The sequence below is a fragment of the Saccharophagus degradans 2-40 genome (genome assembly GCF_000013665.1).
Taxonomy (GTDB): domain Bacteria; phylum Pseudomonadota; class Gammaproteobacteria; order Pseudomonadales; family Cellvibrionaceae; genus Saccharophagus; species Saccharophagus degradans.
The window spans coordinates 958,616-984,141 of record NC_007912.1 but is presented as its reverse complement, the minus strand read 5'-3'; the positions used below and the strand labels follow the sequence as shown (position 1 = coordinate 984,141).

Here is a 25,526-nt window from a genome sequence, read left to right as displayed (position 1 = left end):
GATATTACAGTGGCGCAACTTTTAGGGTATCGAATATTAATTTGTAGCCAGGGGCGAGTTCGGTGCTTATATCTTCGCGGTATTGGGTGATGATAAAAGCGTGCAGATCGCCTTCTTCGGCTAGGTAGTAAGCGGCTTTGTGGGGTACTTGCTGGCCAAATAGGCTAATCGAAAAATCCTCGGCTATGCCCGCCTTAAGGGCTTTACTAGGTAAAGCTTCAATAGGGGTAAATTCGCCGATACTGCGCTTTACAATGGGCATATTCGCAGCCGCTTCTTCCGAGAACCATTCCGCGAAGTCGTTAAGGTCCATCGCGTATGCGCTGGTGTGTGCCTGTACAACAAACAAACCACTGCCGGGGCTTTCTATAACAATATATTGAATATCGTCATCGGCCTGCTCTTGATCAATACTCCAATTGGCGGGGTAATTAAAACTTATCGGCCCCTTTTGGTAGTGTTTAGGGTCTTTTAAGTCCACCTTTTTACCGCAGCTAGCCAAGCCAACAATAAGCAGTGCCATCAAGCACAATCGAGCGGATATAAATGATGCAGGTCGCAAGAAGAATAATTTAGGCATGCTTTTTACAGAATTCACAAAAGTTACAAGAAACGGCTTACTTGAAGGTTAAATCGCCCCGCCATCCACAATAAATTTTTGCGCCGTGCACAGGCGGCTATCGTCAGATGCTAAAAACAACACCATTGCGGCAATATCCGCTGGCTGCAGGTGATCATCTATACATTGGGCATTTTCAATTTGCTGCTGCGTGGCTTTGTCTACCCACATACGCATTTGGCGTTCGGTCATTACCCAGCCTGGTACCACAGTATTAATTCGAATACGGTGCGCCCCCAACTCATCGGCCATACCCCGGCTTAGCCCCTCAATACCGGCTTTGGCCGAGGTGTAACCCGGCATACCACCTTGGCGCTGATGCCAACTGGCAGAACCAAAATTGATTATAGAACCACCACCCAGCGCCTTCATATGCTCTACACACGCTTGAATAGCGAAGAAGCTGTGCTTTAGGTTTACGTGCATACGGCTATCCCAATATTCTTCAGTTACTTGGGTGTAGTCGTGGCGCTCGTCAGAGCCGGCGTTATTCACCAGCACGCTTATTGCGCCTATGTCCTGTTTTACTTGCGCTATAACTGCCTGCAGCGCTTTTACGTTGGTAATATCACAAGGGTAAAAACGCGGTGCTAACCAGTGCGCTTGTGTACAGCGCTCAACAAGCGCATTGGCTTCTTGCTCGGCGATATCTACAAAGGCCACTTGCGCCCCTTGCTTCACAAACTGCTCCACCAATACAGCGCCTATACCGGTTGCACCACCGGTAATAAATACAACTTTGTTTTGTAGGCTTGGGTAGAGATTGCTAAGCAGCATAATGGGAAGTGTTTACCTTCGATTGTAATATTGGATGTTATTTTCTTGGTGATAGATACAGCTACTGGCAAACAATTTAACACCATTGAACTAATAAATTGCACTAGTAAATTGCATTAGTAAAAAGTATAGCAGCCGAGCTTTAAAAGAGGCGCTCCTACAGGCCAAACAATTGCGCACCTAAGGATAGGGCAAATAACAGAAGGCTGAAGGGCTGAAGGGCTGAATGAGTGCGCTGGGCGGATTATAACTTATATACCCCGCTGGCGTTTAGAAATGGCATTTATTAATCGCCCAACTTAAGACGCACACCATAGCAGCGGTAGCTATTCCGTGGTTATAATCGAGCGCAATAATTTCTAATAGCCAAAGTGCCACAACAACAAAAACAGCGCTTGCTTAGCTATCACCCCCTTATTTTAGATACTCAAAGGACCTGATCATGGTAGGTAAAACTTCCAAAACCCTCGCTCTGCCACTGCTTTTTAGCTTGGGCCTGTTAACGGCCTGCGGCGGCCACGAAACGCGCTCCAGCAGTGACGACACAACACCAGCTCCCGCTAAAGTGGCTGCGCCACATACCCAAGCGTTGGTGCGCAATCAACACGCACACTTAGAGCAAGATTACGCAGCAATGCGCGCCAGCCAGATAAGCAATGTGCACTACGCACTTAGTTTTGAGCTAGATAAAACCTCACCCAACTTCGAAGGCTCGGCAAATATCGAGTTCGAGTTGGCCGAAGGCAACAAATCTGACATTACCGTTGATTTTAACGGCGGCGAAGTAAAGCGTTTAAGCCTAGATGGCAAAGACATAAAGTGGGATTACAACAAGTGGTTCATCACAATACCAGCCGCGGAAGTCAGTGCAGGTAAGCATATACTGCGCATTGGCTACTCACGCCCGTATTCAACCGATGGCGACGGTTTGCACCGCTACCAAGATAGCGAAACTGGGCGCGTGTATTTGTATTCCAACTTCGAGCCTTACAACGCTAACAAAATGTACCCGCATTTTGATCAGCCCAATATCAAGGCGCGCTACGACCTAGTAGTAACGGCACCCACCGAATGGCAAGTTATTTCGGCTACGCGCGAAAGCTCTGTTAGCGAGCAAGAGGGCATTAAAATTTGGCGCTTCCCCACTACAGCGCCTATATCGTCGTATATATTTCCTCTGCATGCAGGGCCCTACCACGTATGGGAAGACACATTCGAAAGCGAAGACATTACCATTCCTCTGCGATTATTTGCCCGAGAAGAGCTGGCACAGTACGTAGTGCTAGACGATTGGTTCACCCCCACCAAACAAAGCTTTGGCTTTTTTAACGATTATTTCGAATTGCCCTACCCCTTTGGCAAGTACGATCAAATAATCGTGCCCGATTTTAACGCCGGCGCCATGGAAAACTTAGCGGCGGTAACCTTCACCGAACGCTTTGTTAGCCGCGGCAAAAAAGTAGAGGCGCAACGCGCGCGACTCGCCAACGTTATTGCCCACGAAATGGCGCACATGTGGTTTGGTGATTTAGTGACTATGGATTGGTGGAACGGCCTGTGGTTAAACGAGAGCTTCGCCACCTACATGGCCAACCTAGAGCTTGCCCAAGCAAGCGAGTTTGACAGCGCCTGGGGCACGTTTTACTCGCGCACCAAACAATGGGCTTATCGCACCGACGAACAGGTAACCACCCACCCTATTGAACTACCGGTGCACACCACTGCCGACGCTTTTACCAATTTCGACGGCATTACCTACGGCAAGGGTGCTTCGGTATTAAAACAGCTACCCTATTATTTAGGCGAAGAGAACTTCCGCAAAGGCGTTGCCAACTACCTAAAGACGCACAGCTATGGCAATACCGAACTCGAAGATTTTATAGGTGCACTTAGCCAAGCGGCCGGCAAAGATTTAACCGAGTGGACACAGCAATGGCTGTATGAAGCCGGGGTAAACACGCTGCGTACAGAGTTTACGTGCGAGAGCGAGCAACTAAAAAGCATTACGCTTATTCAAACCAGCCCGCAGGATATGGATTTACCCACTTTGCGTTCCCAACGCACCCAATTGGGTTTATACACCGTAAGCGAAGGGCAAGAAGCCCAGCAAATTGCTGCTATTCCGGTGCTGTATAAAGGTGAAAGTACACAGGTAGAATTAACCAGTAGTCTTGCCTGCCCAGATTTAATTTACCCCAATTTAGATGATTGGGCCTACGTAAAAGTTGCTCTCGATAACACCTCCAGCGAAACACTCAAGCAGCATATTTTACAATTCGACGACAATAACCTGCGCATTATGCTGTGGCAAAGCCTGTGGGACGGCGTACACGAACACAACATTACACTAGATGAGTTTATTGCTTTTGCCACCAGCAAACTCACGCAAGAAGACTCAGTGCGTATTACCAATCAGGTAGTTAGCCAGCTTATTCACGCCAACAACTACTACTGGGTGTTAGATAAAACCGGTAAAACCTATGCACAACAACGGGCGAAAATTGCTGACTTTTTGTGGCAGAGTATTGCTCAGCAAGCGCCAGGGTCTGATGAGCAAAAAACCTACTTTGACGCATGGACAAGTGTTGCCAGCGGCAAACAGCACCTCAACCATATGCGCAATTTAATTACCGGCAAAAAAAGTATTGAGGGATTGGAGTTAGACCAAGATAGACGCTGGAACATAATCGTTAACTTAAACGCCTATGCATTTAGCGATTATTTAACCCTCACTAAAAAGGAGATCCACCGCGACGCATCCGACCGAGGCAAACTAAAAGCGCTAGCCGCCAACGCAGCGCGCCCCGGCAATAGCAACAAAAGTAAGTGGTTCGATCAAATTATTGGTATAGATGGCAGATACAAACTGGCAGAAATTACCGAGGTAATGGAGAACTTGTTCCCAGCAAACCAAACTGAGTTGCTAGAGCAATATTCAGATAAGCTAATACAAGCTTTACCAGATTTGGCCCGCGCCAAGGACGAGCGATTTTTAGCGCGTTACAGCAAAGCATTGCTGCCCACCACCTGCACCGAGGCAAGTATTGCACAGCTAGAAAAAGCGATAGAAAAATACAGCAACCTTAACCCAGTGCTAAACAAACAGTTGCGCATAAGCAAGCAAGAAGATGAACGCTGCGTAGCGATTGGCAAACAACTGTAAATGCAAAGGTGTAATTGCCGAATAAAAAGCCCTGCTAACATCCATTAGCAGGGCTTTTTTGTGGCTAATCTATTTATTATTACCTTTACTTACTCTTATCAGCACACAGCTAAAACGGATAACCAAACTGGGCAGCCAAATTGAGCAGTTAAAGCAACCAACAACCGCTAAGCAAAAACCGCACGCTGCTGCGCCCAGTGGCGAAGCTCTGCCATTTTCTCTGCCATAACAACCGATAGCGGCTGCGTATTTTGAATAGCCTTCTCGATATTGCGCGGCTGTAGTTGGGCATTTGCAGCCATAGCCGCATAAATAGCAGATACCACCGCCTGCTCAATTTCGGCACCGGTAAACCCTTCTGCCAACTGAGCCAAATACTTTAAATTAAACTTTGCCGCTTCGTGGCCTCGCTTATTTAGGTGAATAGCGAATATCGCCTCGCGCACTTCGGCACTGGGCAAATCCACAAAGAATATTTCATCAAAGCGCCCTTTGCGCATTAGCTCTGGCGGCAATTGACTAATATCGTTGCTGGTGGCCACCATAAAAACTTGGCTTTTGCGCTCCGCCATCCAAGTAAGCAAGGTACCAAGCAAACGCTTGGGGGTACCGGAATCGCTTTCCCCAGACGCCATGCCTTTTTCTAGCTCGTCTATCCACAACACACAAGGGGACATTAAATCGGCTAGCTTGAGTGCATCGCGCAGGTTGCGTTCGGTTTCGCCCACAAACTTGTTAAACAAACTCGCCATATCTAAGCGCAACAAAGGCAAGCCCCATACGCCGGCAATAGCCTTGGCGGCCAAACTCTTACCCCCACCCTGCACACCAAACAGCAACACGCCCTTAGGTCTATCTAACGAGCTGCTTTCGTCCGCTTGCTTTAACGCGTGCTGCCTATCTAGTAACCAGCCCTTTAGGTTCTCTAGGCCCGCTACGTCTTTCATATGCGCTGTGCTGTACTCAAAATGCAATACGCCATCCATTTCCATTAGCGCAAACTTCGCCTTGGTAACCTCCGGTAAATCGGCTTCGGTGATAGCGCCATCGTCGGCGATAGCACCGTGAGCGAGCCTGCGCACATCTTGGTGAGGCAAACCGCGCAAGTTTGAAACCAGTTTTTTAAGGGTGACATTGTCGGTTTTAATTCGCAGGGCGCCCTTCTCGCTAGCCCACAGACGCGCCTCGTCGCGAATAATGGCCAGAATCTCTTCATCGGTAGGCATAGAAAGGCTAACGCAGGCGGCATAGCGGGTTAGCTCGGGCGGCAGGCTAAACTTATGGCTAATAAATATAAGTTTATGCTTGGCCGAACCGTAACTCGACGACATATGGCTAAGGGCAATATCCTTTAGCTGACGCGTTATTTTGGCATCTTCTATCCACGGGTGAAAATCGCACAAAATAAACGCACTTGCGCGGCTGTGCGACTTGATATGCGCCAAGGCTTCCTGTGGCTCGCAGTTATTATTGGTGGCTCTGGGCTGCAAACCATAGCCCAACTCATTTACCCCTTCGGTAATGGACCACTTATAAACCGGCATATTGGTAGAGCGAAAATAGTTTTTAAGCAGCTCTAACGCCCGTGACTCGTCGTAGGTTTCTATTACAACAAGCGCGACATTCGAGTTAAGCACCAGTTTTAAATCATGGTTATTCATGCAGTTTCGGCCCTGATAATCAGCGTGAAATAAAATTTAATAGGGTCTGGGGTTAGCCAGAGCCCTCTATTGTGCCATATCAAAAAATATTGTTTTAACGATTGCTTTTAAAAGTGCGCGTCGTACACTTACAGGGCTAAAATTGTACAACCAAGTTCACTACACCTAATCGAAAAGGCCACCCCCAATGACCCATGCTGCCGCATCTAGAAACCTTAGCTTTATCGACAAGCTGGTAGGTGAAGTAGATAAAGCACTGCGAGCCTTATCGCCCGACACCAAACCCCATTCCCGCCCCAGCCCCAAAGCAGAATGCGGCGAACTAAGCGATGCAGAAAAGCGCTTGTCGGCGTCGTTAATGCGCGTAAACCACACGGGCGAAGTGTGTGCCCAAGCGCTATACCAAGGCCAGGCCCTAACCGCCAAACTGCCTGAAATACGCCAAGAAATGAACAACGCCGCAGACGAAGAGCAAGATCACCTAGCATGGTGTGAAGAGCGCGTAAAAGCCCTAGGCAGCCACACCAGCTTTTTAAACCCCGTTTGGTATACGCTTTCGTTTTCTATTGGTGCGGCGGCAGGGTTAATAAGCGATAAGGTAAGCTTGGGGTTTGTAGCCGCCACCGAAGATCAAGTGTGCAAGCATCTACAAGAGCACCTAGCACGCCTACCACAGCAGGATGCAGCATCTCGCGTTATTGTAGAGCAAATGCTTATTGATGAAGCTAAGCACGCGCAAACGGCCCTCGCCGCAGGTGGTTACAATTTTCCTAAACCGGTAAAAATGGGCATGACCGTAATGTCTAAAGTAATGACAGAGACCAGCTTCCACATATAGCGCACCCTCTTAGCCTAGCATTTAGGCTTTGCGCCCACTCAAGCCCAACAATATAGACAAGCACTCACCGCGACTGTTTCTCTATATTGTTAGCCCCTAGGCCCAGCCCTATTGCCTAGGCCTTTTCACGCTTGATTGGAAGCACTTCCATGACTCACCGTATAATTGGCCAATGTTTGGCGAAGAAATTCGACCTGCCTGCGTTGCGCAGGCAACTATCCGACGAGAATTATTCCAAGCGCTATAAAGACTGCTGGGTAGTTAACCGCTTAGCCGGCACACTTTTTATTTTCGATTACGGCACCGTTGTCGAATGGTCCAACCCCCGTGAGCCCGTTAGCGATTCACCCGAAGCCTGCCTAGATCAATTCGACTGGCTACTGCCATTTGCAATAGACCCACTCGACAAAGCAGAAAGCGACCAGTTTTCGTTTAGCACTTCCGACACGTTCCGTATCCACGAAGATCATATCTACATGGATAATAACGAGCCGCTTACCCTTTTGGCCGTTAGCCACGGTATTGCGCAAAGCTGCAAACTTGCCAGTTTTGAGTCGCGCGTGCTCGCTCTACTGAATGAAAACGACATAATTGCAGACCAGCTTGTGCAGTATGGCACCATTAAAATGTCGTCTAAAAAAATTGCCAAATTGCGCGGGCAGCTGTTTAAAGCAAAGAGCGATATTATTTTAAAGTTTGATTTACTCGACGTGCCAGAGTTTTTTTGGGAATACCCCGAACTTGAAAGCTACTACCAAAGCATATCGCGCTACCTTGAACTGCCGCCGAGATTAGCGCTAATTCAACAAAAAATAGATACCCTAGGTGCTCTGCTTTCAATGCTAGGCGACGAACAAAAGCATCACCACTCGTCCTTTTTAGAGTGCATAATCATCGCGTTAATTGCAGTTGAAATTGTTATTTTTCTCGGCCACGACTTACTTAAGCTATTTTAGGCGCGGCCACAAAAAAGCCCGCGTTTAACTGCGGGCTTTAGCGGGAAAGATGTTCTAGCGCTCATCGAGTATTAAGCTGCCTCGACCACCTCAAAACTGTGCGTAAGCTCTACACCCGCGGCCCCTAGCATAATAGAAGCTGAACAGTATTTTTCTGCCGATAGCTCTACTGCTTTTTTAACCTGCACTTCTTTTAAAGCAACGCCTGTTACAACAAACTTTAAATGAATTTTAGTAAACGGTGAGGGCACGCCTTCTGCTCGCTCAGCTGAAAGCTCCACGCGGCAATCGGACACCTTTTGACGTGTTTTTTCAAGAATACTAATAACATCGAATGAGGCACAACCACCTAAGCCCAACAGAATCATTTCCATAGGGCGCACGCCCATATTGCGACCGCCATGGTCGGGCGGGCCATCCATTACAACGGTGTGACCGCTGCCGGATTCGCCAAGAAACATTTTGCCGTCTACCCATTTTACCGTTGCTTGCATGTATCTAACCTCATTAACAATTTGGCGCCAAAAGTAACATAATACACCAATATCTCTAACCTCACGCCAGCGAGAAAGCGTACCCCTTGCGGAGAAAAACGCAGACTACCACAAAGCTTAAACCTTTGCTTATGCCCGAAGCCCGCTATAATTAAGGGTTTAAAGTGTGTGCTACTTCAATATACCGCAGTACGCGCTATACTAATGCATTAGAAAGTGTCGGTTTTTCGACGTCTAGAGGGTATACTCGTTGGGCGTTGCACTTTCGCAAGCTACAAATCATGTTAAATACTGGCCTGCAATATCAATGCGAGCTATAACAACACAATTTAAACTATTAAGAAGAAACAGAGGGTACCCCATTGGTTGCTGTGTCTCTCACACCTCACATACAAAATGTGGACGAGTTTTTAAGCCACTGCCACCGGCGTCGTTACCCCGCTAAAAGTACTTTAATTTACGCTGGCGACAAGAGTGATTCACTCTATTACATTATTAAAGGGTCGGTTACTGTATTAATTGAAGACGAAGAAGGGCGGGAAATGATTGTCGCCTATCTCAACGACGGTGATTTTTTTGGTGAGATGGGTTTATTTGACGAAACAGATGCACGCAGTGCATGGGTTCGCGCCAAATCAGAATGTGAAATAGCTGAAATCTCCTATTCAAAGTTCCAGGAAGTATCCGAAGCTCACCCAGAGTTCCTGTTTGCACTTGGCACTCAAATGGCGCGCCGCCTGCGCAACACTACGCGTAAAGTGGGCGACTTAGCGTTCTTAGATGTAACAGGCCGTGTAGCAAGAACCTTGCTAGACCTGTGTAAAGAGCCTGATGCCATGACCCACCCCGACGGCATGCAAATTAAAATTACACGCCAAGAAATTGGACGGATAGTTGGCTGCTCGAGAGAAATGGTAGGGCGCGTACTTAAAACGCTCGAAGACCAAGGCCTCGTATCAGTAAAAGGTAAAACCATGGTGGTTTACGGCACACGCTAAAACCACCCCCGCCTTGCAGGCAGTGTCACAGGGCTCTGCCAAGAGGCAGCCCCCACACTGCCCTTATTAGTCCCCCCTCTTAGGTCGCTGCCTTAAAAGAACAGTTCTCGCAACTTTTCACCAGGTTCGTCTGCGCGCATAAAAGACTCCCCCACTAAGAAGGTGTTCACACCCTGCTCGCGCATAGATGCAACATCCTCTCCGGTAAATATACCGCTTTCTGTTACCACTACCTTATCGCTTGGGATGGCTGGCAACAAATCGAACGTAGTTTGCAAGGTAACATCAAAGGTGTGCAGGTTGCGGTTGTTAATGCCCACTAACTTGTTAGGTAGTTGCAGCGCTTGCTCTAATTCCACCGCGTCGTGCACTTCCACCAAAACATCCAAACCCAGCGCCAACGCTTGCTCATTTAGCTCTAGTAGCTTTTCAAAGCTAAGGGCCGACACTATCAGCAACACGCAATCTGCGCCCATGGCACGCGCTTCGAGCAGCTGATAGCTATCCACAATAAAGTCTTTGCGAATAACCGGTAGAGAAACCGCTGCACGCGCTTGCTGCAGGTAGGCATCCGCCCCCTGAAAGAAGTCCACATCGGTTAAAACCGACAAACAGGCCGCACCGCCCTGCTCGTAGCTGCGCGCCAATTCCGCAGGGTTAAAATCTTCGCGAATCACCCCTTTGCTGGGCGACGCCTTTTTAATTTCAGCAATCACCGCCGACTCGCCTTTACTCAAACGCGATTCAATCGACGCAACAAAGCCGCGACAAGCAGGCTGAGCCAGCGCTTGTTCGCGCAACAGCTCGGCAGACACCACCGCTTTGCGCTCGGCAATTTCTTCCCATTTACGCGCAATAATTTTCTTTAATACCGTGGGTGTATCTGTCATACCGTTATAATCTCTGCTGTTTACTTTTATCTTTTCGCTTTTGCTTTTTTAACTAAGCCACCATTTTAACTAAGCCCGCGCTTGCGCCCTACAGCGCAGAGAATTCCACTAGCTCTTTTAATTTTTCACGCGCAGCTCCAGTGGCTAAAGCATCCTCCGCCATGGCAACACCATCTTTAAAACTAGTCGCCAAGCCAGACACATAAATAGCCGCACCGGCATTAAGTGCAATTATCGCCGCCGCTTTTTGGGCTGCGGGTTCATCACTGCCAGCAAAAGCCCCGTTAATAAGCGCTAGCGACTCTTCTGCGGTAGCTACGCCCAAGCCCTCTAGGCTTTGCATTTCAATGCCCACATCAGCAGGCGACAAGGTGTATTCGGTAACGTTACCTTTGTGGTATTCAGCAACGTGGGAAGGCGCAGCAATACTCAGCTCATCTAAACCATCTTCACTGTGCACCACTAATACGTGCTCACTGCCCAATCTACCCAATACTTCAGCCATTGGCCGGCACAGCGCCTTGGTAAACACACCTATAACCTGATTCTTAACCCCAGCAGGGTTGGTCATTGGGCCAAGCATGTTAAATATGGTGCGCAAGCCTAACTCTTTACGGGGGCCAATTGCGTGCTTCATAGCACTGTGATGAGCTGGGGCAAACATAAACCCCACGCCAATGGTTTCGATGGCACGGGCCACTTGATCTGCGGGCATTTGCAAGTTCACACCTGCCGCCTCAAGCACATCGGCACTGCCGGTAGAGCTAGAAACAGATCGGTTGCCGTGCTTCGCCACATGGCCACCCGCTGCCGCCACCACAAAAGCCGAGGCGGTGGACACATTAAAAAGATTCGCGCCGTCGCCGCCGGTACCGCAGGTATCCACTAGGTTATCGGCATTCACCACAACTTTTGTGGCCAGCTCGCGCATAACTTTAGCCGCACCGGTAATTTCATCTAGGGTTTCGCTCTTAATGCGCAGCGCAACTAAAAACGCACCTCTTTGCGCGTCGGTTGCCTTACCGGTCATCACCTCACGCATCACATCGGTCATTTGCTCAACCGATAAATCCTTGCCGTTTACAACCAAGGCCAGTGCATCTTTAATGTTCATTATTGCTCCCTCGCGTTATTTTTATACATGCTGTAGGCGGCATTAGCGCTCTAAAAAATTCTTTAATAGTTGGTGGCCGTGCTCGCTAAGAATTGATTCTGGGTGAAACTGCACCCCTTCAATCGCCAACTCTTTGTGGCGCACGCCCATAATTTCATCGATATTGCCCGCCTCATCTTGCGTCCACGCGGTCACCTCTAAACACTCAGGCAGAGTATTTTTATCGATAACCAACGAGTGGTAACGCGTAGCGGTAAATGGGTTAGACAGGCCCTCAAATACCCCTACATTTGCATGATACATAGGGCTGGTTTTACCGTGCATAACTTGGCGTGCGCGTATTATGTCGCCACCAAATGCTTGGCCAATACTTTGGTGGCCCAAGCAAATACCTAAAATAGGCACCACACCGGCGAACTGTTTAATAACCTCAACCGATACCCCTGCTTCGTTGGGGGTACAAGGCCCAGGGGAGATAACAATGCGCTCCGGCTGCTTGGCTTTAATTTGCTCTACCGTTAATTCGTCGTTGCGCACTACAAGCACATCGGCTTTTAGTTCGGCAAGATATTGCACTACGTTATAGGTAAACGAATCGTAGTTATCGATCATCAACAGCATGGCTAGCAATCCAAATGGGCGTAATAGAATGAGTAAGGCCAAGCATTATATAAGTGAAGGCCAAATTTAGCGAACGCCCGTGTTGGTGCACACAAGCAAACCACGCAAAAATAACAATCAAGACTGTACTGATTATCGCCTTAATATAGCCGACAGACGGCGGCTCACTGTCGAATAAATTAACACTCCGATAAAATACTCACCGGTAACACGTCTCAACTGCAAATTTTGCGAAATAAAAGGGTATAATCCCCACTCGAGACTTTCACATGAGGCCTCCGGCAACAAAACACGGTAACTCATTGATTTAAAACAATATTCCCCCTACCACTACCTTTTGGAGCCAATGATGGAAAGTCCTCTTTTGAATGGATATACAGGCAAAAAGTGACACGCATCACATAAGCAATGCGAGGTGACGCAGGCCGGCCCCGCCGGAATGAATCTTGCGTATACAACCTGTATCTAATGGAACGCTTGCTTGCAGCGGGAGAATACGCTGAGCCCAAAAGGCACAACAAGCACGCATAGCTAAATTTATTAAGGTTTTAAAATGGCTCCCAATAACCAAAGGCCTGGTATTCATGAAGTGCAGCGCAGCAGCGCGCGACCACGCGTCGCCCCTCCGCGCGTACTAGACCACATACAAAACATTGCGCTCGACAACGCAGTGCAGCTGCTCGACCATATGTTTTCGGCAGCGGACGATTTGTTTTATGATCTTTCGAAAAGAGCCTCTACCAACAACGAAGAAAACCTTTACTTCGAATCAATGCGTGAAATACGCATAAAGAAACAAGGCGTAGCCAACGAATTTTTGCGCGCGCTCACTAACGAATTTAATGACCTTGTAACCGGTCAATCTCAAGCCAAGCTCAACCGTACCGACGGCGACATCACATCTGGCAGCCTCTCAATTGTTGAAGGCGACGATTTAGAAATCGAGCTTGCGCTCAACAATATGACCGGCCGCACCCGCGAAATATACAAAGAAGAGCTCTATGAGCTTGCCATTCGTCTCGACCACTTATTACTGCAAGTTACAGTAAACGAAAACACCAACCCGCTAGACCCGCAGCAAGTTGGTCAGGCTTTCATTAGCGCGTGCTTAAAGCAGCTTAACGTTGGTATCAAAATTCGCTTAATTCTGTTTAAGCTTTTTGAAAAACACGTACTTAAACAGTTAGGCCATATATACACCGATGCGAACCAAGTGCTTATCGACTCTGGCATATTGCCCAAAGTACCTCGCAACTTAAATAAAGGCGAATCAGGGGGCCACTCTGCCAGCGCGCAACCTGAAGCGCCCGAAGCCAACCCCCAAGCCCAACAACATGCAAATGCAGAAGCACAGCGCGCATCTGCGCCACAAATAAACTTTACTCTAGACATTAATTCACTCAACACATTAATGTCCGCTGCACGCGCGTCGCAAGCCAATATGTTTGCCACTACCGGCCAAAACAGCGGTAGTAACTACACCTATTATCTGTACTCATCCAACCCTGGCCCCGCTATGGCCGCCATGGAGCTATCTGCGCTGCTAACTAAATCGCAGCCAGTAATAGATAGGCAACTCACAACCCGCAAACCCACCAATGTAGTATCGGACGTTGTAAATCAGCTGCTTTCCAAACGCGACCCCAAGGCGCCACAAGCACTCGACCAAACATCTGAAGATGTTATTAATTTGGTTGCAATGTTTTTCGACAACATTTTGGAAGACGATAATTTACCAATCGCCATCCAGTCGCTTATTTGCCGGTTACAGATTCCCGTATTAAAAGTTGCTTTGCGCGATCAAAACTTTTTAACAGATTCCGAACATCCCGCGCGCAAGCTTATCAACACCATTACCGAAGCGGGCCTAGGCTTAGACGAATCTAAACCGCTAGAGCGAGACCCGCTCTACCGCAAAATTGTTGATGGCGTACAAACAGTTAACCGACTTTTCAAAGTAGATACCTGCGTGTTCACTGAGGTGAATAACGATATTGAAGAAATGGTTAAAAAAGAAGCCTCGCGTGCACGCGTGGTAGAAAAACGCACCACCCAGGCTGAAGCGGGTAAAAATAGAATCAAACTTGCTCGCGCAGCGGCGCAAGGCGCGCTTTATGACAAAATGCGCGATGCCACGCTACCCGATGTTGTTAGCAGCTTTTTAACTAATACTTGGCTACAAGTTCTTATCATTACCTACTTAAAGCATGGGCAAGGCAGCAGCGACTGGATAGAAATGGAACAGTTAGTCGCCGATGTAATTTGGTTGTGTAAACAGCATACCGATGAGCGCTCGCGCCAACGCAAAACGCGCCTACAACCAGATATTTTGCAACGCATAGAAACGGGCCTTGCCGCAGCAATTGATGCTGAAGATACAAGGCAGCAGAAAATTGCAGAAATCGAGCGCGCGGTTGTCGCTTTAGATTCTGCGCCAGCAGAAAAACTTCACTACCGCACTCTGGATGAACAGCAAAGAATTACGCTTGGCAAAACCGCTAACGAAGAAAAAGCCTGGGAAGACATGTCGGCACTCGAGCGTCAACAGTCTAAATACCAAGAGCTTTCTAGCAAATACTATCAAATTGCCAAAAACATCCCAGAAGGCACTTGGTTAAATTATTTTGATGAAGAAACCGGTCGCCAGTTGCGCTGCAAACTAAGCGCCAAACTCGATTCGGACTCTTACATATTTGTAAACAGACTTGGCCTAAAAGCGCTTGAAAAAAGCCGCCGCCAGTTTGCGTACGATATGCAATTTAACAAAGCCAAAACCTTGGATGTGCGCCCGATTTTTGAAAGAGTGATGGAGTCTGTGGTTTCGCGCTTAAAGCAAGCCGCATAACATACACCATTATCACCCCTGCAATAGCTCTGCACCATGTATGAGTTATTGCAGCCTGCCCCATACAAACAGTCGAGCACCGCACTTCACCCCACAACAAGCAAATTGCCACTCATTAGTTTTCCACGCTTCACATTTATTCTAGTTCGTTATCTGCCATAATAGGCGCAACAACATCCACGCCCCATCGTTCGCAAATTAACGCTCAGATGGTAAGCCTCAATTAAAAATAAAAGTATAGGTCGGGCAACCCCGGAGATTAATGGAATTTAGCAGCGTAACTCAAACAGCCTTTTTATGTGCATGCGTCTTGTCTTTAGCCTTTACCGCCACGTGTGTATATCAAGCCGTTAAATCTAAACTGCATATTGCATTCATTATTGCCGCTATAGTTCAAACCGGCTGGCTGGCTATTTTGGCGTCGGCAGGTAAAGTAGGTACGCTTAGCGTAAACACACTACTTGTTGCAGAAGCTGCTCACTACATAAGCTGGATATTCGCCCTCACCTTTGCCACGCTGCGCTATACCCAATCCTCACTGCCACGCGTATACACCATTTTTATCTGGGGCGTGAGCATAGCTACCTTTTCCGCATCCGCCTTCGCACTTACCTCAGACTTCGACCCAGCAATTATTGCGGGCGTGGTTATCTGGCAAGGCATACTGCTAAGCGTTGTCGGCCTATTAAGTGTTGAACAACTGTACAGAAATGTTTCCGATTATCGGCTTGTCAAATTAATATGCCTAAACCTCGCCATAATATTTATCTTTGACGCGTATTTGTTCGCCCAGCACTTGGTGCTGGGTCACCCAGATGCAGACCTATGGCAAGCGCGCGCAGCTGTATCTATTGCTACAAGTGTATTTATGGCTATAGGAGTGATGACCCTCAATCAGCCGCGCATGCAATCGGCAAAACTTACCTTTTCTCGCCCAGTCGTTTTTTATTCAACTTCGCTTACGCTCGCAGGCGCCCTGCTGACAATTTTGGCCATAGGCGGTTACTACGTGCGGCTGTACGGTGGTGACTGGGGAACCGTTATTTACACCGTATTAATGGTTTGCGGCTTGGGCAGCCTACTGTTTGTATTCGCCTCCAAGCATGCGCGAGAGAACCTTAACGTATTAATTAACAAACACTTATTTACCCATAAGTACGACTATCGCTCTGAGTGGTTGCGACTTATTGACCAACTCTCGCAGCCCACCTCTATTGGCGAAACCCACGCCCGCGCCATTATTGTACTTGCCGACCTTTTCAAATGTAGCGGCGGAGCCCTGTGGCTAAAGCGCGGTAAAGTCATGGTGCCCACACGCCAAGTAAATATTCATATTGCCGACGTATCGGAAACATTCGAACCCAATACCTCGCCATTTTGCGCCACGCTAGAACAAGAAGAATGGGTGTTTTGTTTGCGCTCGAACGATAAAGGCATAACCTTACACAACGAACACCTACCCTACTGGATCGACCTTATCGATGATATTTGGCTGGTACTGCCCCTACTTAACGAAAATATTCTTATTGGGTTTGTGGTACTTACCTCGCCTAAATCTGAATCTGTTTTAAACTGGGAGGATTTAGACCTTATTAAAACAGTTGGTCGCCAGGTTGCCAGCTATATAGTACGCCATGAGCAATCAGAGTTGCTAACCGAAGCCCGCCAGTTCGACGCGTTTAACAAATTATCAGCATTTGTAATGCATGACCTTAAAAACTTAATCGCACAGCAATCGCTGGTTGTATCCAATGCCGAAAAACACAAAGACAACCCCGCATTCGTTGAAGATGTAATTAACACTATTAACAACTCCGTAACGCGCATGAACAACCTGTTGCGCAAGCTACAACACAGCGAGCCAGAGCAAGCTAAAACACTCTCAATTAAAGATGCCCTAGTCGACGCGATTAAACGCTGCCAAAAATACAAACCAGCTCCGACCCTTATGAGCATCGACCCGAACTGGCGAATAAAGGCAGACCCCGACAGCCTAAACATGGTATTTACCCACATAATACAAAACGCGCAAGACGCCACCTCGAGCGACGGCTATGTAGACATATCCGCTAGCCAAGAAGACCAGCTAGTACGTATCTGCATAGAAGATAACGGCGAGGGCATGGATGAAGACTTTATTCAAAATCGACTCTTCAAACCTTTCGAAACCACTAAAACCGGCAAGGGCATGGGCATTGGCGTATTCCAAGCGCGTGAATATATCCAAAGCTTAGGCGGCAATATTGTGGTAGAAAGTACCCTTGGCGAAGGCACAACCTTTATAATCACCCTACCTATTTTATAAAAACCAGCAATAAGTGACGGAAATATGAGTAGTTCGGATAAACCAAAACTATTAATTGTCGAAGATGACTCTGGCTTACAAAGCCAATTGCGCTGGCATTTTGATCAATACGAAGTGGTTGCAGCAACTAACCGCGAAGAAGCTATTGCAGCGGTTCGCTTGCACGAGCCCGCCATTATTTTGCAAGACCTCGGCCTGCCGCCTGATGATGAGGGCGTAGATGAAGGCTTTCGCTGTATACGCGAAATATCCACGCTTTCGCCCACCACAAAAATTATTGTAATGACCGGCAACGCCGATTATGAGAACGCAGTGCGCGCAGTTGCCATGGGCGCCTACGACTTTTATCAAAAACCGGTTAACACCGATACACTCGATCTAATACTGCAACGCGCATTTCACATCCATGAATTAGAACAGCGCAATCGCATTTTGCAGGAGCAAAAACAAGCTCCGCTGGACGGCGTAATAGCATGCGATCCCAATATGCTAAAAATTTGCCGCACCATAGAAAAGCTCGGGCCATCGAATGTAACTTGCACACTTACCGGCGAAAGCGGTACCGGTAAAGAAGTATTAGCAAAAGCACTGCACAAGCTAAGCCCACGAGCAGATAAACGCATGGTGGCCATTAACTGCGCTGCAGTGCCAGAAAACCTAATGGAAAGCGAGTTATTTGGCTATGAGAAAGGCGCATTTACCGGCGCCAATAAACGCACACTCGGTAAGGTAGAAACCGCAGCAGGCGGCACTTTATTTTTAGATGAAATTGGCGATATGCCGTTGGGCCTGCAAGCCAAGCTACTGCGCTTTTTACAGGAGCGGGTAATTGAGCGTGTAGGTGGCCGCGAAGAAATACCGGTAGATGTGCGCGTGGTTTGCGCCACCAACAAAAACCTTAAAGAAATGGTCGCAGAAGGCACGTTCCGCGAAGATTTGTATTATCGAATCTGCGAGATGGAAATAAACATTCCGCCGCTGCGTGACCGCTTTGGAGACAAACTCCTTTTAGCCCGTCACTTTTTATCTACCTTTACCGAGCAGCAGGGCCGCAATAATATTACTGGCTTTTCACCCGAAGCCATTGAAGCGATTGAAGCTTACGACTGGCCGGGCAATATTCGCGAAATGGAAAACCGTATTAAACGCAGCGTAGTGATGGCGGATGACAAGTTAATAAGCTCGGAAGACTTAGGCTTGCTCAACTCCGATGAACTTACCATCAACCTGCGACAGGTACGCCAAACTGCAGAGCGCAATGCTATATTGCGTGCACTCGCCATGACCGAGAGCAACATATCGGCTACGTCCAAATTGCTAGGCGTTACTCGCCCTACGCTTTACGATTTAATGAAGAAATACAATATTCAATCGTCTTCAATAGGCGAGTAACTATTGTTAGCCGGAAAAGCCCCATTAAATGGGTTTTGGCTGTTAGCTGTTAGCTGTTAGCTGTTAGCACTATGAAAACATTCTGTGCCAAGGATGGCACGAACAAAGTAGAGCAGATGATACAAACAAAATGAGGGGCCAAGCCCCTCATAACGTGTTAACTAAGCTGTAGGCTATGGGCCTAAGCTACATATGGTTAAAGACCATTCCCACCAAACGCTTCTCACCAATTGCATCTACGGCTGATCGGATCTGTGCTTCGGTCACCTTGCCATAAGGCACAACCAATAGAACGAAATCACACAGCGACGCCATAATGCGAGTATCTGCCGCGTACTCACCCACTGCAGGTGCATCAATAAGAATATAGCGATCAGAATAACGCGTTTTTAGCTCATCCAAAAAAGCATGCATACGCATAGAGGAAAGACGCTCAGTCGCGCCTTCGGTATTGCCACCAGCAGGAATCACTCGCACGCGAGGAATACCCGAAGCATAAACTATCGATTCAACGCCCATGTCTGCCGAATCTAAGTAATCGGTTAACCCTACATCGGTATCGGTAACAATAAGCGAGTCGGCAGATGGCGCGTAGAAGTTACAATCGACTACTAGAGAAGTGCGGGTTTTATCCAGTGCAATTGCGGCAGCTAGGTTGTTAACCACATAGGTGCAACCGCCATCTGGCACAACCGACGTAACCATACAGGTAAAGTTTTTACCCGGCGCGCTTGCGTATACCCGAGTGCGCAAATCGCGAAAAACCTTAAGACGAAGATCGTTTGCACCGCTGGGGTACAAAATTTTAAGGCTATCTAGCTCAGCATGGCTAAACCGATGAATCTCCGACATTTTTTCGATACGCGCATCGCTGGATGCCTTTGCCCCAGCTATATTAGCAACCTTCTGCTCCAAAACCTGTCCTCTATCGTCGATTTAAAGGTGTTAATGCTAACGCATTCCTTGTGTCACCTTGTCTAACTGCCCAAGTGTACCAAATAAATATGTACGGCTCGCACTTTTTGGCTACGCGTTTACCTAAACATGCGCGAAAGGCTACTTCTGTACCCAATCTACTGCGCTAAATATTGCCCGCGCCTTGTTCATGGTTTCTTTCCACTCTAGTGCTGGCTGAGAATCGGCCACCACACCGGCGCCAGCCTGCACATAAAGCTTTTCATCTTTAATAACAGCGGTGCGAATAGCAATGGCAGTATCCATATCTCCTTTCCATGATAAATAACCTACTGCCCCGCCATAAATACCGCGCTTAACCGGCTCTAGCTCGTCAATAATCTCCATTGCTCGGATTTTAGGCGCGCCAGACAAGGTACCCGCTGGCAAAGTCGCGCGCAGCACATCCATTGCATCCAAGCCCTCTTTTAGCTGGCCGGTTACATTAGAAGTAATGTGCATAACATGCGAAAAGCGCTCAACGACCATCTTCTCGGTGAGGTCGACTGTTCCTACTTGAGCAACACGACCTACATCGTTGCGCCCCAAATCGATAAGCATAAGATGCTCGGCGATCTCTTTGGGGTCGTTAACCAATTCTTTTTCTAAGGCTTTGTCTTCTGCATCGCTGTAACCGCGCCGACGTGTACCTGCAATAGGCCGTACCGTCACTTCGTTATTTTGCAAGCGAGCCAAAATTTCTGGGCTGGAGCCCACAATATGGTGGTCACCCAAATTTAGAAAGTACATATAAGGTGACGGATTTAAACAGCGCAATGCGCGGTATAAATTAAGCGGCTCGGAAGTAAAAGGCAGGCTCATACGCTGCGACACCACAACCTGCATCGTATCGCCAGCTAATACGTAGTCTTTAATTTTATCGACATCGCGCTTAAAGTTTTCTTCGCCGTAACTGGACACAAAGTCTGCCTCGCAGCGGGTTTTGCCCATCGCCTGCTCAGTAGTTACATGACTAGCCAAGGCGGGTAAACTTTTTTGTAAACCGGCTTCCAATGCATCTAGCCGCGCCTGCGCGCTCGCAAAGGTTTCACCGTTTTCTGGGTTTGCGTGCACAATTAAATGCAACTTACCGCGCAGGTTATCAAAAACCAGTAGTTCGTCCGACACCATAAGCAGTACATCGGGAGTACCTATTTCATCGTGTGGCACACTGGGGTACAGCTTGGGCTCTATGTAGCGCACGCAGTCGTAAGCAAAATAACCTACAAGCCCGCCAGAAAATACCGGTAAGCCCTCAAGCTCGGGGACATTAAATCGCTTTTGGAATGCCGATACATAATCGAGCGGGTCGGCAGCTTCTGCAGTAGCAACAACCTCATTACCACTGAATTCAGTAACAGTGCGACCGCGCACCTCAAGCCGATATTTAGCTGGTAAACCAATAATGGAATAACGCCCCCATTTTTCACCGCCTTGCACAGATTCAAACAAGTAGGTGTATGGGCCATGGGCCAATTTAAGGTACGCGGAAAGCGGTGTTTCTGTGTCTGCGAGCACTTCACGGGTTACCGGAATACGGTTGTAACCCTCGTCGCAATATTGAGCAAATAGTTCAGGAGTCATAATGTAATCTCAAAAAAGTTGTTTTACCAAACGGCTTGTAAACAGGGGTGGCATTAGCCTTGCCATCGCCACCAACGGCGGGGTAAAACACGTAAATTGCTGCATTGAGAAAGGTTATGACATATACACATGGGACTATTTTTACAAAACCAAGTTATTTGAGTGAAGCTCAGGCTAAAACAAACGCCTTAGCCCAAATAGAAGCTCAATTGAGAGCTGCTTATAGCTGAGCGAGTGTATCACGCATTTGCTTAATTACGGACTCGTAATTCTGCGCGCCGAAGATAGCGGAACCGGCAACAAAGGTATCGGCACCCGCCCGCGCCACATCGGCAATGTTAGCCGTCGACACGCCGCCATCTACCTCTAAACGCGCCTCTAAGCCAGCGTCATCCAAGCGTGCACGCGCCTCTTTTAACTTATCTAAGGTGTAAGGAATAAACTTTTGTCCACCAAACCCAGGGTTAACCGACATAAGCAGCAACATATCTACTTGATCAAGCAGGTGCTTAACCGATTCAAGGGTTACTGCAGGGTTAAGCACAACGCCCGGCTTGCAGCCCAAATCGCGAATAAGTTTAACGGTACGATCGGCATGGCGCGAAGCGTCGGGGTGGAACGAAATATAGGTAGCGCCCGCATCGGCGAAGGTTTTCACCAAATCATCTACAGGGTCTACCATAAGGTGCACATCGATAGGTGCGGTAATACCGTAATTGCGCAGCGCCTTACACACCATAGGGCCAAACGTGAGGTTAGGCACGTAGTGGTTGTCCATTACATCGAAATGTACAAAATCGGCTCCTGCCTTTAAAACGGCATCAACTTCTTCGCCTAAACGGGCAAAATCGGCAGAAAGTATGGATGGGGCAATTTTAAAGTCGCGTTTCGCTTGCGGGATGCTCATCTGTGTACCAATACTTAAGAATATAAATGTAAAAGCATTGTACTTAATATGAAGATACGCCTAAACCACTTTTTCTCACGCGCCCTTATCATCACCCTATGCTTTAGCGCTACATCACATCTAGCACTGGCCCAAGAGGAAGACACAGCCCAGCAAGAACAGACTAAACCTAAGCCGCCACCACCCAGAGCCGTACCCGACACCAACAAACAAGCCGAACGCTTGCTCTCAGAAGAGCTCGGCGAAGATGCCATTGTTTGGCTAAATGCCGCAGGCGAGAAATTCATCTCGCTTTGGGAGCCTGATAGGAGCGGCAACCCATTTGGCGCCATTTTGATTGTGCACGGCGAAGGGCAAACCGCCGACTGGCCCTACACCATTCGCGCATTGCGCCAATCTTTGCCAGATCACGGCTGGTCCACACTGTCTATTTCGCTGCCTAATCCTGCCGAAACACCGCCGCCAGCTAGGCCATCAGGCGATACAACGCCGCCCTCTAAGCCAACCCCTCCTCCTACCGAGCCAATCGTCATTGAGCGGATGAAAGCGGCTATGAGCTACCTAAACAAGCGCGGCCAATACAATATTGTGATTCTTGCTCACGGTGTGGGGGCTTCGCGTTCGGTGCAATATTTATCTCAACTTTCCACTAGCCGCCCAAACAACCTACCTAGTGGCGGCCGATCCCGAGCGACAGCAATTATCGACCGCCCAATTCGAGCCCTTATTATGGTAAATGCTCGCAACGGTATAGAAGGGGCAGATGACAACCTAACGGAATATTTAACAGACCGCTCGCTACCCGTGATGGATATCTTTTTTGGCGACCACGTTTTAGATGCAACAGAACCCGACCAACGCAAAATGGCCGCCAAGAAAAACCGCATTGCCCATTACCATCAATCCAAATTGCTCGAGCCATCGGCAAACTGGCAGGAAGGAGAAAACAGATTAACCCGTCGTGTGCGCGGCTTTTTAAACAAGTATGCGAAGGGTGTTGAAATTGATGGCTAGCACTGGCGCAAAGGAGTTAGATGCCAAAGCAGTGGATAAAACCAGTTTTTTTGCGCGCAGCCTTTTTTTGCTGCTAATTGTTCTAAAAACCGGCTAACTACAAGGCCTGCAGCCACTGCACGGCCTTCACTCTACGACTACACTTTTCCACAACTGTTGGTTTTATAGACAATTAATTTGTAGATACACAAGAGGTGGGAATGAGTAATTTAATGGACTTCGAATTAAGCCACAATCATTTGACACAGCTAATAGAAAGCATCAAAGAGGCAGGTTTCAGAAGCGAGGAAGCAAAAGAAATACTTATGGAGAATAAGTCATTTATTCTTTCTCATATAATGAAATCTAACAGGGACTATTACCCACAGCTGCAGCTTGAAGCACAAAATATTCCTCAGCTCGCGCGTATATTTACCATTTTTGCTGCGGATATGCAGGTTACAGGCAAAACCATCCACGAATTTTATATGCAGTTTCACTACCGTGAAGATGGCCTTGCTTATGCAGGCGAGTACGGCAAAATTTACGCGCTGCTTACTCACTGCGCACACAAAGAAAACACCATACTTTCCATGCTTAACCGATTTGGCAACACCAAAACATCTGGCTACAACATGGCAGCTGGCTAAGCTGCCATACTCTACAGGCTGCCCACCTTACTTGCCCCGGCAGTGTCTGCCTGAACATTAACAGGCTCCCCCGCATAGCGAATATTAGACGCGCCCGTTGCGTTGGCAGTTAATGCTTTACTTGCATATACCGTTGCCTGCGAAGCCCCCACCGCGTGCACCTTGGCTGTCACAGCTTTGAAAGCATCTGCACGCAATCGACTCGCCCCCACAGATTCCACATTCAATTCAACGGTATCGCCACCATTCACCTGCATTTGCGAAGCACCCACCAACTGAATACCAGTGAAGTGAGCACTTAGCGCATCGATATTACAACGGCTCGCTCCGGTAAGGTTTACCTGTAAACGCTCTAGCACCGCGTTGCCTATATGCATTTGGGCGGCGCCAGTTAGCTCGAGCATTAGCTGAGGGCTGTTGAGCGAATCTAGCCGAACCCTTGCTGCACCCGCCACATTTAAGGCCGATAGATTTTTAACCGTTACAATAAATGTAACGTCGCTACTTTCGTTTTTAGAGCCAAACCACGACCAAAACGATTTGCTTTGTTTTTGCCCCAGTATCAGTCGCGAATCAGCTTGCTCCACCTTAATATTTGCAAGCACATCCACGGGTGCGCGCACTTCCAAACTCGCAGCTTCACCCTGCCGAATAATTAACTCTGCAGCACCGGTTAAGGTAATTGCTTCCACAGCCTCTATAGGCACTACTTTAGTTACGCGATTTTCAGCAATCGCCGCAGCGGCAAGCCCAACAAACAACATAAATGCGGCAACAACCCTAACTAAGCCGCGCGGTAATACCCTTAAATTTAAATGATTGGCAACAGCCATGCCGATTCTCCCGAAGTAAACCTTTATGAATAATCCATTTGCGCGAGTACCGCGCTATTTAATCTTTAGATGCGTATGGGGGAGTATTTGGATTCAATTATTTTTATTGTTTTAAGTGGCGGGTTTTAGCGCTTAGGTTCGAACACCTAAGGTTAAAAAACTAAAAAGACCTGTTTTGACTGACGTATTTGTAACAGCACGCCTCTGCTACTTATTAAGCAGCGCATTAATTTGCGCCAGTCGCTCTGGGGTGCCCACATCGGTCCACCACCCCGAGTAGATTTGCCCCTGCAGCACCCCGCGCTTAATGCCGTAATCGAATACTTCTTTCAAAGGGAATGTTTCTCGGCACTGCGGATAAGTGCGAATTAGCTCGGGCGCCAAAATGCTCACACCGCTAAATGTCGCAGCCGTACCACCCGCCCCTTTTGCTGCCAGCAAGCCGTCGGCAAGCACTTCAAAGTCACCACTAGGGTTGTGCGATGGGTTGGTCACAAGCACCAACCGGCCCAGCATATTGGCCGGCAGAGGCGCTGCACATAACAAGTTGAAGTCTAAATCGGTATATATATCGCCATTTACAAGTAAGAAAGGTTCGCTGCCCAACAAGTCCAGCGCGTGATTAATAGCACCAGCCGTTTCCAGCGGATTGGGCTCGTAGGAGTACAGCAATTGGGCACCAAAGCGCTCCCCACAACCTAACGCCTGCTCAATTTTACTGCCCAAATACGCCAAGTTAATAACAATGCGCGTTATGCCGGCCGCCACCAACTTGCAAATGTGGTGCTCTATAAGTGGTTTATCGCCCGCCACTAGCAGTGGCTTGGGGGTTGTGAGGGTAAGCGGGCGCATTCGCCGGCCTTCACCCGCCGCCAGTATCATTGCGGTACGTATTTGCATGTGTAACTCGGTATTCGCGCTAGAGACTTAAG

General features: G+C 48.1%; 21 protein-coding genes. 9 read left to right on the top strand and 12 right to left on the bottom strand.

What is annotated here, in order from left to right; genetic code table 11:
- Positions 1-4: 4 nt before the first annotated feature.
- Entirely contained in the window at positions 5-598 is a 594-nt protein-coding gene (locus SDE_RS04045; protein ID WP_143710845.1) for a hypothetical protein, read from the bottom strand.
- Between the two features lie 30 nt (positions 599-628).
- A complete protein-coding gene (locus SDE_RS04040) occupies positions 629-1,396 on the bottom strand; it encodes an SDR family NAD(P)-dependent oxidoreductase (protein WP_011467244.1) in 768 nt (255 codons plus the stop codon).
- A 442-nt stretch (positions 1,397-1,838) separates the two neighbouring features.
- On the opposite strand from SDE_RS04040, the gene pepN reads away from it, so the two are divergent.
- The gene (pepN, locus tag SDE_RS04035; RefSeq protein WP_011467243.1) at positions 1,839-4,559 is read left to right on the top strand and encodes an aminopeptidase N; all 2,721 of its coding nucleotides are present in this window, start codon (positions 1,839-1,841) and stop codon (positions 4,557-4,559) included.
- Between the two features lie 167 nt (positions 4,560-4,726).
- On the opposite strand, the gene SDE_RS04030 is transcribed toward pepN, so the two are convergent.
- A complete protein-coding gene (locus tag SDE_RS04030; protein ID WP_011467242.1) occupies positions 4,727-6,220 on the bottom strand; it encodes an AAA family ATPase in 1,494 nt (497 codons plus the stop codon).
- A gap of 187 nt (positions 6,221-6,407) precedes the next feature.
- Here SDE_RS04030 and coq7 point away from each other — a divergent pair, with 187 nt between their 5' ends.
- On the top strand, positions 6,408-7,058 hold the full coding sequence (gene coq7 / locus SDE_RS04025) for a 2-polyprenyl-3-methyl-6-methoxy-1,4-benzoquinone monooxygenase (protein WP_011467241.1): 651 nt from the start codon (positions 6,408-6,410) through the stop codon (positions 7,056-7,058).
- Positions 7,059-7,207: 149 nt separating this feature from the next.
- Entirely contained in the window at positions 7,208-8,014 is an 807-nt protein-coding gene (locus SDE_RS04020; RefSeq protein WP_011467240.1) for an RMD1 family protein, read from the top strand.
- Positions 8,015-8,085: 71 nt separating this feature from the next.
- On the opposite strand, the gene SDE_RS04015 is transcribed toward SDE_RS04020, so the two are convergent.
- The gene (locus tag SDE_RS04015) at positions 8,086-8,508 is read right to left on the bottom strand and encodes an OsmC family protein (protein WP_011467239.1); all 423 of its coding nucleotides are present in this window, start codon (positions 8,506-8,508) and stop codon (positions 8,086-8,088) included.
- A gap of 362 nt (positions 8,509-8,870) precedes the next feature.
- Between SDE_RS04015 and crp the strand changes: the two genes are divergently transcribed.
- Positions 8,871-9,506, top strand: a complete 636-nt coding sequence (gene crp, locus SDE_RS04010; protein WP_011467238.1) for a cAMP-activated global transcriptional regulator CRP — start codon at positions 8,871-8,873, stop codon at positions 9,504-9,506.
- Between the two features lie 92 nt (positions 9,507-9,598).
- Here crp and trpC read toward each other — a convergent pair whose 3' ends face one another.
- The 3 genes from trpC to SDE_RS03995 form a co-directional block, all read right to left on the bottom strand.
- Positions 9,599-10,396 (bottom strand): indole-3-glycerol phosphate synthase TrpC, encoded by a 798-nt coding sequence (trpC, locus tag SDE_RS04005; RefSeq protein WP_011467237.1) that lies wholly within the window; start codon positions 10,394-10,396, stop codon positions 9,599-9,601.
- 88 nt (positions 10,397-10,484) lie between these two features.
- Positions 10,485-11,510, bottom strand: coding sequence for an anthranilate phosphoribosyltransferase (trpD, locus tag SDE_RS04000; RefSeq protein WP_011467236.1), 1,026 nt, complete (start codon positions 11,508-11,510; stop codon positions 10,485-10,487).
- A gap of 42 nt (positions 11,511-11,552) precedes the next feature.
- Positions 11,553-12,131: an aminodeoxychorismate/anthranilate synthase component II gene (locus SDE_RS03995; protein ID WP_011467235.1), complete on the bottom strand. Its 579-nt coding sequence runs from the start codon at positions 12,129-12,131 to the stop codon at positions 11,553-11,555.
- Positions 12,132-12,684: 553 nt separating this feature from the next.
- On the opposite strand from SDE_RS03995, the gene SDE_RS03990 reads away from it, so the two are divergent.
- The 3 genes from SDE_RS03990 (at position 12,685) to prsR (ending at position 18,673) form a co-directional block, all read left to right on the top strand.
- Positions 12,685-14,976: a DUF1631 domain-containing protein gene (locus SDE_RS03990; RefSeq protein WP_011467234.1), complete on the top strand. Its 2,292-nt coding sequence runs from the start codon at positions 12,685-12,687 to the stop codon at positions 14,974-14,976.
- Positions 14,977-15,238: 262 nt separating this feature from the next.
- On the top strand, positions 15,239-17,281 hold the full coding sequence (gene prsK, locus SDE_RS03985; protein WP_011467233.1) for an XrtA/PEP-CTERM system histidine kinase PrsK: 2,043 nt from the start codon (positions 15,239-15,241) through the stop codon (positions 17,279-17,281).
- Positions 17,282-17,305: 24 nt separating this feature from the next.
- Positions 17,306-18,673 carry a PEP-CTERM-box response regulator transcription factor gene (gene prsR, locus SDE_RS03980; RefSeq protein WP_011467232.1) on the top strand — a complete coding sequence of 456 codons (1,368 nt, stop codon included), beginning with the start codon at positions 17,306-17,308 and terminating at the stop codon, positions 18,671-18,673.
- Between the two features lie 186 nt (positions 18,674-18,859).
- Here prsR and SDE_RS03975 read toward each other — a convergent pair whose 3' ends face one another.
- The 3 genes from SDE_RS03975 to rpe form a co-directional block, all read right to left on the bottom strand.
- On the bottom strand, positions 18,860-19,588 hold the full coding sequence (locus tag SDE_RS03975; protein ID WP_011467231.1) for an XRE family transcriptional regulator: 729 nt from the start codon (positions 19,586-19,588) through the stop codon (positions 18,860-18,862).
- Between the two features lie 141 nt (positions 19,589-19,729).
- On the bottom strand, positions 19,730-21,211 hold the full coding sequence (gene trpE, locus SDE_RS03970) for an anthranilate synthase component I (RefSeq protein ID WP_011467230.1): 1,482 nt from the start codon (positions 21,209-21,211) through the stop codon (positions 19,730-19,732).
- Between the two features lie 220 nt (positions 21,212-21,431).
- The gene (rpe, locus tag SDE_RS03965) at positions 21,432-22,118 is read right to left on the bottom strand and encodes a ribulose-phosphate 3-epimerase (RefSeq protein WP_011467229.1); all 687 of its coding nucleotides are present in this window, start codon (positions 22,116-22,118) and stop codon (positions 21,432-21,434) included.
- A 48-nt stretch (positions 22,119-22,166) separates the two neighbouring features.
- On the opposite strand from rpe, the gene SDE_RS03960 reads away from it, so the two are divergent.
- Together SDE_RS03960 and SDE_RS03955 are read left to right on the top strand one after the other, a co-directional pair.
- A complete protein-coding gene (locus SDE_RS03960; RefSeq protein ID WP_011467228.1) occupies positions 22,167-23,132 on the top strand; it encodes an alpha/beta hydrolase family protein in 966 nt (321 codons plus the stop codon).
- Positions 23,133-23,332: 200 nt separating this feature from the next.
- Positions 23,333-23,761: a hypothetical protein gene (locus tag SDE_RS03955; RefSeq protein WP_041324180.1), complete on the top strand. Its 429-nt coding sequence runs from the start codon at positions 23,333-23,335 to the stop codon at positions 23,759-23,761.
- 11 nt (positions 23,762-23,772) lie between these two features.
- On the opposite strand, the gene SDE_RS03950 is transcribed toward SDE_RS03955, so the two are convergent.
- Entirely contained in the window at positions 23,773-24,594 is an 822-nt protein-coding gene (locus SDE_RS03950) for a GIN domain-containing protein (RefSeq protein ID WP_011467226.1), read from the bottom strand.
- Between the two features lie 207 nt (positions 24,595-24,801).
- Positions 24,802-25,494: an N-acetylmuramate alpha-1-phosphate uridylyltransferase MurU gene (gene murU, locus SDE_RS03945; protein ID WP_011467225.1), complete on the bottom strand. Its 693-nt coding sequence runs from the start codon at positions 25,492-25,494 to the stop codon at positions 24,802-24,804.
- Positions 25,495-25,526: the final 32 nt, after the last annotated feature.

What these genes read in the sequence shown, in the direction of transcription:
- SDE_RS04040 (WP_011467244.1), bottom strand. Translation starts at nt 1,396, where the DNA reads ATGCTGCTTAGCAATCTCTACCCAAGCCTACAAAACAAAGTTGTATTT.
- pepN (WP_011467243.1), top strand. Translation starts at nt 1,839, where the DNA reads ATGGTAGGTAAAACTTCCAAAACCCTCGCTCTGCCACTGCTTTTTAGC.
- SDE_RS04030 (WP_011467242.1), bottom strand. Translation starts at nt 6,220, where the DNA reads ATGAATAACCATGATTTAAAACTGGTGCTTAACTCGAATGTCGCGCTT.
- coq7 (WP_011467241.1), top strand. Translation starts at nt 6,408, where the DNA reads ATGACCCATGCTGCCGCATCTAGAAACCTTAGCTTTATCGACAAGCTG.
- SDE_RS04020 (WP_011467240.1), top strand. Translation starts at nt 7,208, where the DNA reads ATGACTCACCGTATAATTGGCCAATGTTTGGCGAAGAAATTCGACCTG.
- SDE_RS04015 (WP_011467239.1), bottom strand. Translation starts at nt 8,508, where the DNA reads ATGCAAGCAACGGTAAAATGGGTAGACGGCAAAATGTTTCTTGGCGAA.
- trpC (WP_011467237.1), bottom strand. Translation starts at nt 10,396, where the DNA reads ATGACAGATACACCCACGGTATTAAAGAAAATTATTGCGCGTAAATGG.
- trpD (WP_011467236.1), bottom strand. Translation starts at nt 11,510, where the DNA reads ATGAACATTAAAGATGCACTGGCCTTGGTTGTAAACGGCAAGGATTTA.
- SDE_RS03995 (WP_011467235.1), bottom strand. Translation starts at nt 12,131, where the DNA reads ATGCTGTTGATGATCGATAACTACGATTCGTTTACCTATAACGTAGTG.
- SDE_RS03990 (WP_011467234.1), top strand. Translation starts at nt 12,685, where the DNA reads ATGGCTCCCAATAACCAAAGGCCTGGTATTCATGAAGTGCAGCGCAGC.
- prsK (WP_011467233.1), top strand. Translation starts at nt 15,239, where the DNA reads ATGGAATTTAGCAGCGTAACTCAAACAGCCTTTTTATGTGCATGCGTC.
- prsR (WP_011467232.1), top strand. Translation starts at nt 17,306, where the DNA reads ATGAGTAGTTCGGATAAACCAAAACTATTAATTGTCGAAGATGACTCT.
- trpE (WP_011467230.1), bottom strand. Translation starts at nt 21,211, where the DNA reads ATGACTCCTGAACTATTTGCTCAATATTGCGACGAGGGTTACAACCGT.
- rpe (WP_011467229.1), bottom strand. Translation starts at nt 22,118, where the DNA reads ATGAGCATCCCGCAAGCGAAACGCGACTTTAAAATTGCCCCATCCATA.
- SDE_RS03960 (WP_011467228.1), top strand. Translation starts at nt 22,167, where the DNA reads ATGAAGATACGCCTAAACCACTTTTTCTCACGCGCCCTTATCATCACC.
- SDE_RS03955 (WP_041324180.1), top strand. Translation starts at nt 23,333, where the DNA reads ATGAGTAATTTAATGGACTTCGAATTAAGCCACAATCATTTGACACAG.
- SDE_RS03950 (WP_011467226.1), bottom strand. Translation starts at nt 24,594, where the DNA reads ATGGCTGTTGCCAATCATTTAAATTTAAGGGTATTACCGCGCGGCTTA.
- murU (WP_011467225.1), bottom strand. Translation starts at nt 25,494, where the DNA reads ATGCAAATACGTACCGCAATGATACTGGCGGCGGGTGAAGGCCGGCGA.